The sequence below is a fragment of the Tahibacter sp. genome, from assembly GCF_035481375.1.
GTDB lineage: Bacteria > Pseudomonadota > Gammaproteobacteria > Xanthomonadales > Rhodanobacteraceae > Tahibacter.
The window spans coordinates 1-8,003 of record NZ_DATIGT010000070.1; the positions used below are offsets into that span (position 1 = coordinate 1).

An 8,003-nucleotide genomic window follows, 5' to 3' on the forward strand; every position below is an offset into this window, starting at 1 on the left:
CAGCTCGTAGAGCAGCACCGCGGTACCGGCGATGCCTTCGAGCGAGAACATGATCGTCGTCATCGGCACGCCGGCATTGCCGTCGGGCAGGGAGGCGAGATCCGCGGTCGTCAGCGCGCCCTGGTTGTCGTCGTAGGTGCCCAGATACGTCGCGTCGCTGGCCTGGCCCTTCGGCATGTACTGATACGGCGTGCCGAGCCACGACCCGCCCGAGACCGTCGACAGCGCCTTGATCTGTCCGAGCAGACTCGTGCCGTTGGCCTGCAGATACGCGAGTGCGCGCAGCTGCCCCATGCCCGCGCAGCACGCGCGCGTGCCGCCGCCGGACAGGCAGAGCCCGACATTGCCGGGTGTGGATTTCGGCGCGTAGAGCTGACTCACGGTCAGCGGCGGGGTGGTGGTGACCGATGCGCTCAGGGTGGGCGTGGACATGAGCTCTCTCCGCAGGTGGCGTCAGGGAAGTCGGTGAATGCGACAATTCACAAAGCGTCACTTGGGAACTTGGCCTATCACGAAGTCAATGCGGCCAGTAGTCCATCCTGAAAGTCCATCGCTGCTTCAGCATTCGTGGTTTTCGAAAAATGCATCGTTGTCGAAGAATGCATCGATTCGGGGTGTTTGCCGCAACGTCACAAGAACGGACGCTGCGACAATCGGTTCGCCTTTCGTATCCCGCGCGCAGCACCGTTTCTTCTCGCCGCGCAATGCCGCGCCCGACGTGCACGCCTGGGCCTGCCTGCGCAGCCCTGATGGGAACGCGCGTCCGGACCCGGCTGCCGAAGTAAACCGCCAGATGCTTTCCGGTAAGCGTCGCGCGCTTCTTCTCGAGTTCGGCCGGCGTGCCCTCGAACACGGCGCGTCCGCCGTCATGCCCTGCGCCCGTTCCGGATCGATAATCCAGTCCGCATGTGCAATGACGGCCTGAGGGTGCTCGATGACGACGGCCGCCTTGCCCGCGTTGACGAGCCGGTCGAGCAGGGCGAGCCGCTGTTCGACGTCGGCGAGATGCAGTCCGGTCGTCGGTTCGCCGCGCACGTGGATGCCGCATTTCTGGCCCTGCGCGTCGTAAGCTTCCGGCGCTGGCTCTCGCCGCACGCAGGCGTCGGCGATGTCGATGCCCGGCGGCGGGCTCGTGTTCGCGTCGAGGTCCATCAAATCTTCAGGTATCGGGAATGTCGAGCCCCATGACGAGCTGCCAGGTGAAGTTCGCCGGCAGCGCATTCGTGCCGAGTCGTGCGAAATGAGCACGACTCTGTCCACGCCGCAGTGGCAACGCCTGCGCAGTCTGTTCAACTCCGCGCTCGATCTGGATCCGGCGGCAACCACGCGGCTCATCGACTCGCTGCGCAGCGAGGATCCCGCCCTCGCCGACGCGCTCGCCGACCTGCTCAGCGCCGACGCGCGCTGGAACGCCCGCACCGCCGACATTTTCGTCTCGCTCGCACAGCTCGCGCTGCCGAGCGCGATCGGCTCGCGCCTCGGCGCCTATCGCGTCGTCGCGGAAATCGGCCGCGGCGGCATGGGCGTGGTCTACCAGGGCGAGCGCGTCGACGGTCTCGTGCAGCATCAGGTGGCGATCAAGATCCTGCCTTCGAGCTCCCTGAACGCCGAGATGGTCTGGCGGTTCGAGCGCGAGCGCGAGATTCTCGCCGCGTTCGATCATCCCGGCATCGCGCGGCTGTTCGACGCCGGCATCACCGGCCAGGGCGAGCCGTACTACGTCATGGAGTACGTGCAGGGACAGACCATCGACGCGTATTGCCGTTCGCGGCAGCTGTCGCCGGCGCAGCGGCTGCAGCTGTTTCTCGGCGTCTGCGAAGCCGTGCAATACGCGCACGGCAACCTCGTCCTGCATCGCGACATCAAGGCGGCGAACGTGCTCGTCGATGCGAACGGCCTGCCCAGGCTGATCGACTTCGGCATCGCCAAGTCGCTCCCCGTGGCCGGAGGCTTCGATGTCGAACGCACCGCCGCGCAGCACCGTTTTTTTTCGCCGCGCAACGCCGCGCCGGAGCAGGTGCGCGGGTCGAGCACCGCAGTCGCCTGCGACGTGTACCAGCTCGGAACGCTGCTCTACGAACTGCTCTGCGGACAACCGGTGTTCGACCTCAGGGACCGGAGCGCCGCCGAAATCGAACGTCTCGTCTGCGAACAGCCGCCGACGCTGCCGAGCGCGGTGGTCCTCGGCGCAGGCGACGAGGCGGCGCGCGCCTGGGGACTCCACGGTGCAAAGTCCCTTTCGCGGCATCTGCGCGGTGATCTCGACGCGATCGTGCTGCATGCGCTGCAGAAAGAGCCTTCGCAGCGCTACAAGTCGGTCGAGCACCTCGCCGACGACATCCGGCGCCATATGGCGAGAGACCCCGTGCATGCGCGCAATGTCGGCCGCGTCTACCGGGTCGCGCGCTACGTCAGACGCCACTGGCGTCCGCTCGGCGCCGCGGCGCTCGTGCTGTCGGGCCTGCTGGTCTTCACCTGGCTGCTGCAGCGCCAGTCGCTGCGCACGGCGGTGGAGCGCGATCGCGCGGTCGCGGAAGCGCGTCGCGCCGAAAGCGTCACGCAGTTCCTGACGACGATCCTGACGCGCGCAGCGTCGGTCGGATCGTTCGATCCCCCCGCGCAGTCGGTGACGCGTCGCCGGCAGATCGATATCGACGAAGTTCTGGCCCAGGCGCGCGCGCAGTTCGATCAGCAGTTGCAGGATCCGCTGACCAAAGCCAAGGTCATCGGAACGCTGGCCGAGGTCTACGCGTCGCTGGACGACCTCGACAACGCCGCGGACTTGATCGTGCAGTCGGTCCGCCTGCGTGAACAATTGCAGGAGTCCGACACGATGGCGCTCGCCCAGCAGATGCAGCGCGCTACCGGAATCCTGTTTTTCGTCCTGCGGTTCGACGAGGCAGTCGAGATGGCGGACCGCTCGATTGCGCTGTTCGAGCAGGCGGGAAAAGGCGTCGAGGTGTCGTGGTATGCGCAGGCCTACCGCTTGCGTGCACTCGCCCGGCACAGAGAGGCCGAGAGCTGTGCGCGCCTGGATGCGATTACCGACGAGCTGCGCGAGCGACATGTGGTACCGGGTTTCATCACGGCCGTGCGCGTCGGCTCGCGCTGCAGCGCATGGACGCCGGAACGGCTGAAGAAAGTCGAAAAGAATCTGCTCGAAGCCGAAGCGCTGATCCTTGCAACCTATGGCGGCGAGCGAGCCGACAGCTATCTGCTCCGGCGCCAGCGCGCCGAGGTCGTGCTGGCGCTGGGGCGCCCCCAGGAAGCGAAGTCGCTGCAGCAGTCGCTGCTCACCGCGCAGACCAGGCTATACGGCAAGCAATCCTGGCATGTCGCCTTCACGCTGCAGGATCTGGGCATGATTGCGCGTCAGCTCGGCGACTTCGCGGAAGCCGAGCGACGCCTGCTCGAGTCGGAGAAACTTTTCCAGGCCATCCACGGTGACCGCCCTCACCGGAACTTTGCGGTGTCCGCGCACGAGCAGGCGCTGCTGTACGAGCAGATGCGGGCCGATCCGGCAAAGATCACGGCGCTGCATGCGCGCGCGACGGAAATCGCGCGGATCGGCTGTGGGCCGGGTACCAGCGAATACGCGACATTTGCGGCAGCCTACGCCAGCTGGCTGATCCGCTCCGGCAGTCCCGGCGGCGCGGTGAAAGCCGAGGCGCTGCTGCGCGAGTCGGTGACGCTGATGCCTGCGGATCTTGCCGAAGGTGCGATTGCGCGCGTCGAACTCGCCGAACTGCTCGCCGATCGCGATCGGACCGAAGCCCTGCGGCTGCTGCGCGAGCTGCCGCAGGACGACCTGATCGCGGCGCAGCAGCGTAGCGCAGGGCTTGTTCGACGGGCCGATGCACTGCGCGCCCGCCTGGACCTGCCGGCCGGACACTGACCGCGAACCCGCCTTCAACTGCGGACGTAGGCCGCCAGATGCTTGCCCGTCAGCGTGGCCTTTTTCTTCACGAGTTCGGCCGGCGTGCCCTCGAACACGACGCGTCCGCCGTCGTGCCCTGCGCCCGGACCGAGGTCGATGATCCAGTCCGCATGCGCCATGACCGCCTGATGGTGCTCGATGACGATGACCGACTTGCCCGCGTCGACGAGCCGGTCGAGCAGCGCGAGCAGTTGTTCGACGTCGGCGAGATGCAGTCCGGTCGTCGGTTCGTCTAGCACGTAGATGCCGCCCTTGTCGGCCATGTGCGTGGCCAGCTTCAGGCGCTGGCGCTCGCCGCCCGACAATGTCGTCAGCGGCTGGCCGAGGCTCAGATAGCCGAGGCCCACGTCGGCGAGCCGCTGCAGGATCGCTGCCGCCGCCGGCGTCTTCGCCTTGCCGCTGTCGAAGAACGCCGCGGCCTCGGTGACCGACATCGACAGCACCTCGCTGATGTTGCGGCCGCCGAGGGTGTATTCGAGCACCGACGCCTGGAAGCGCCGGCCTTCGCAGTCCTCGCAGGTCGTCGCGACGCCGGCCATCATTGCGAGATCGGTGTAGATCACGCCGGCGCCGTTGCAGGTCGGGCAGGCGCCCTCGGAGTTCGCGCTGAACAGCGCGGGCTTCACGCCGTTGGCTTTCGCGAACGCGTTGCGGATCGGATCGAGCAGTCCGGTATACGTCGCCGGGTTGCTGCGCCGCGAGCCGCGGATCGCTGCCTGGTCGACGGCGACGACGCCGGCGTCGGCCGGCATCGATCCGTGGATCAGCGAACTCTTGCCGGAGCCGGCCACGCCGGTGACGACGACGAGCACGCCGAGCGGAATGTCGATGTCCACATTGCGCAGATTGTTCGTCGTTGCGCCGCGGACCGGAAGCTTGTCCTTGGGTTTGCGTACGGTCTTCTTGAGCGCGGCGCGGTCGTCGAGATGGCGGCCGGTGACGGTGCCGCTCGCGCGCAGTCCGTCCAGCGTGCCCTCGAAGCAGATCGTGCCGCCGGCGCTGCCGGCGCCGGGACCGAGGTCGACGACGTGGTCGGCGATCGCGATCGCCTCGGGCTTGTGTTCGACCACGAGGACGGTGTTGCCCTTGTCGCGCAGCCGCAGCAGCAGTTCGTTCATGCGCTGGATATCGTGCGGATGCAGGCCGATCGTGGGTTCGTCGAACACGTAGGTCACGTCGGTCAGCGCCGAGCCGAGATGGCGGATCATCTTCGTGCGCTGCGCCTCGCCGCCCGACAGCGTGCCCGAGGGCCGCGCGAGCGAGAGATACCCCAGACCGATCTCGACGAAGGATTCGAGCGTGTGCCGCAGCGCGGCCAGCAGCGGGGCGACGGTCGGTGCGTCGAGCTTGCGCACCCAGTCGGCGAGGTCGCTGATCTGCATCGCGCAGGCGTCGGCGATGTTGATGCCCTTGATCTTCGCGGCGCGTGCCGTCCCGGCGAGGCGCGTGCCGTCGCACTCGGGGCAGGTCGTGAACGTCATCGCGCGTTCCACGAACGCGCGGATGTGCGGCTGCAGCGCGTCGATGTCCTTGGCCAGGAACGATTTCTGGATCGTCGGAATCAGGCCGGAGTAGGTCAGGTTGATGCCGTCGACCTTGATCTTGGTGGGTTCCTTGTACAAAAGCGCGTCGAGTTCCTTTTTACTGAATTTTCGGATCGGCTTGTCCGGATCGAAGAAGCCGCAGCCGCGGAAGATGCGCCCGTACCAGCCTTCCATGCTGTAGCCCGGAATCGTGATCGCGCCTTCGTTGAGCGACTTGCCGTCGTCGTAGAGCTGGGTCAGGTCGACGTCGGAGACCGAGCCGCGTCCCTCGCAGCGCGTGCACATGCCGCCCAGGCGCGTGAAGGTTTCCCGCACCGTCTTGGTCTTCGCACCGCGCTCGACCGTGATCGCGCCGGCCGCCTTGACCGACGGCACGTTGAACGCGAATGCGCTCGGCGGTCCGACGTAGGGCTTGCCGAGCCGGCTGAACAGGATGCGCAGCAGCGCATTCGCGTCGGTCGCCGTACCGACGGTCGAGCGCGGATCGACGCCGAGCCGCTGCTGGTCGACGATGATCGCCGTCGTCAGTCCTTCGAGCACGTCGACGTCGGGCCGTGCGAGCGTCGGCATGAAACCCTGCACGAATGCGCTGTAGGTCTCGTTGATGAGCCGCTGCGACTCGGCCGCGATCGTGCCGAACACGAGCGAGGACTTGCCCGATCCGGACACGCCGGTGAACACGGTCAGCCGGCGCTTCGGAATCTCGACGCTGACGTCCTTGAGATTGTTGACGCGCGCGCCTTGGACGCGAATGCGGTCGTGATGCTCGGCGACCGCGGGTGCAGTCGCCGCGGCGGCGTTTTTCTTAGGGCTCTTGCTCATCGGTGCTCCGGGCACTGCGACATCGAAAGCCTCCGTTTCACGGGTGAAAGGCCGTCGTTCGGAACCACAGGTCCGACAGCCTTTCAGCCCGACGGGCCGGAGGGTTGGGCGGGGATGGGTTTCGCCGTTTCGTCGTCAGCGCCGGCTCAACGCTCGCCCGGCGCCGGCGACACGACCGGCCGCCGATTGAAATACGGCAACGCAAACAGATAGAGCCCCGTCAGCACGAGCAGCGCGAGCGGCAGCAGCGGCACGTACGACACCCAGACCACCGGCTTCTCCTGCGCCAGCGCGATGAACGTCGCGATCACGCTCAGCGTGAACACGATCGCGACCCAGCGGTGAAACTGACGAATCCACTTGTTCCAGTTCATCGTGACCTCCTGCAGGGATGGACGCTTGCAATGATCCCGCGGATGCGGGGGCGGAACTTCTACGCAGCGTGGAACGAGAGGCGAGTCGTACGGCGCAATAACCGAAGGGCATTGCGCCGACAACACAGGCAAAGCGCATTGCGCCGACAACTCAACGGCGAGGCTACCGACGGCGCAATGCCCTTCGGTTATTGCGCCCTACGATTATCCGCGCTGCTGAATGCGCAGCAGATTGCCGGCCGGATCGCGGACGGCGCAGTCGCGGACGCCGTAGGGCTGGTCGGTCGGTTCCTCGACGATGTCCGCGTCGGCGGCCTGCAGCCGCTCGAACACGCCGTCGAGATCGGGCGTGGCCAGCAGCAGCGTCGCGTAGGTGCCCTTGGCCATCATCTCGACGATGGTGCGGCGCTCCTCGTCGGTGATGCCGGGGCCGACGGCCGGCGGGTGCAGCACGATCGAGGTGGCCGGCTGGCCGGGCGGGCCTATCGTGATCCAGCGCATGCCGTTGTAGCCGACGTCGTTGCGGACTTCGAAGCCGAGCGTGTCGCGGTAGAACGCAAGCGCCGCATCGGCGTCGGTATGCGGCAGGAAACTGGCGTGGATGCTGAGATTCATGGCTGTCGTGCTCCAGGGATGTGGGTGGCAGTCATGCTAGGTCGGACTCGGGGGCTGGCGCTTCTTTATTCCTGACCGGTCGCGTCACCTGCTTGGCGACACAGGACGGAATGCCGTTCGTCGCCTCGGCGGCGTCGCGCCGGTAGACGCTGGGCGACACGCCGACGAGTTCGGTGAAGCGCGTGCTGAACGTGCCGAGCGACGAGCAGCCCACGGTGAAGCAGACCTCGGTCACGCTGAGGTCGCCGCGGCGCAGCAGCGCCATCGCGCGCTCGATGCGCCGGGTCATCAGATAGGAATACGGCGATTCGCCGTAGGCGCGGCGGAATTCGCGGCTCAGATGCCCGGCCGACATGTGCACGCCGCGCGCGAGGGCTTCCACGTCGAGCGGCTGCGCATATTCGCGATCGATCCGATCGCGGACGCGGCGGAGGCGGGCGAGGTCGCGCAAGTGGGTCGCGTCGGGTTTGACGGTCATCGCGGGATCGTGGCATGACGGTCCCGGAGGCTCAAGCCGGTTCGCGGCGATGCGCACGAACGGCACAGCGCGCCATGCGTTCTACATCTTGTCTTGTGAACTTCCGCGGCCGGGGCCGCGGATTTTCGCGCGACAATTCTGTCCGTGTCGCCGGATCAGCGCGTTCCCGCGTCGAAGCCGTTCCTGAAGACGATGTCGGCGAGCACGGCAGGCGACGCGACCGCGGCCCAGAA

7 protein-coding genes are annotated in these 8,003 nt (G+C 66.9%); 1 reads left to right on the plus strand and 6 read right to left on the minus strand.

The window, feature by feature from the left end:
- Both VLF18_RS03980 and VLF18_RS03985 read right to left on the minus strand, forming a co-directional pair.
- On the minus strand, positions 1-432 hold a 432-nt coding region (locus VLF18_RS03980; RefSeq protein WP_414717180.1), incomplete at its 3' end, for a hypothetical protein.
- Positions 433-558: 126 nt separating this feature from the next.
- Positions 559-1,152 carry a hypothetical protein gene (locus VLF18_RS03985; RefSeq protein WP_325278325.1) on the minus strand — a complete coding sequence of 198 codons (594 nt, stop codon included), beginning with the start codon at positions 1,150-1,152 and terminating at the stop codon, positions 559-561.
- Between the two features lie 88 nt (positions 1,153-1,240).
- Between VLF18_RS03985 and VLF18_RS03990 the strand changes: the two genes are divergently transcribed.
- Positions 1,241-3,895, plus strand: a complete 2,655-nt coding sequence (locus VLF18_RS03990; protein ID WP_325278326.1) for a serine/threonine-protein kinase — start codon at positions 1,241-1,243, stop codon at positions 3,893-3,895.
- A gap of 14 nt (positions 3,896-3,909) precedes the next feature.
- On the opposite strand, the gene VLF18_RS03995 is transcribed toward VLF18_RS03990, so the two are convergent.
- The 4 genes from VLF18_RS03995 to VLF18_RS04010 form a co-directional block, all read right to left on the minus strand.
- Positions 3,910-6,303, minus strand: a complete 2,394-nt coding sequence (locus VLF18_RS03995) for an excinuclease ABC subunit UvrA (protein WP_325278327.1) — start codon at positions 6,301-6,303, stop codon at positions 3,910-3,912.
- A 146-nt stretch (positions 6,304-6,449) separates the two neighbouring features.
- On the minus strand, positions 6,450-6,677 hold the full coding sequence (locus VLF18_RS04000) for a hypothetical protein (protein WP_325278328.1): 228 nt from the start codon (positions 6,675-6,677) through the stop codon (positions 6,450-6,452).
- Positions 6,678-6,881: 204 nt separating this feature from the next.
- Positions 6,882-7,292 carry a VOC family protein gene (locus VLF18_RS04005; protein ID WP_325278329.1) on the minus strand — a complete coding sequence of 137 codons (411 nt, stop codon included), beginning with the start codon at positions 7,290-7,292 and terminating at the stop codon, positions 6,882-6,884.
- Between the two features lie 31 nt (positions 7,293-7,323).
- A complete protein-coding gene (locus tag VLF18_RS04010) occupies positions 7,324-7,770 on the minus strand; it encodes a helix-turn-helix transcriptional regulator (protein ID WP_325278330.1) in 447 nt (148 codons plus the stop codon).
- Positions 7,771-8,003 lie beyond the last annotated feature (233 nt).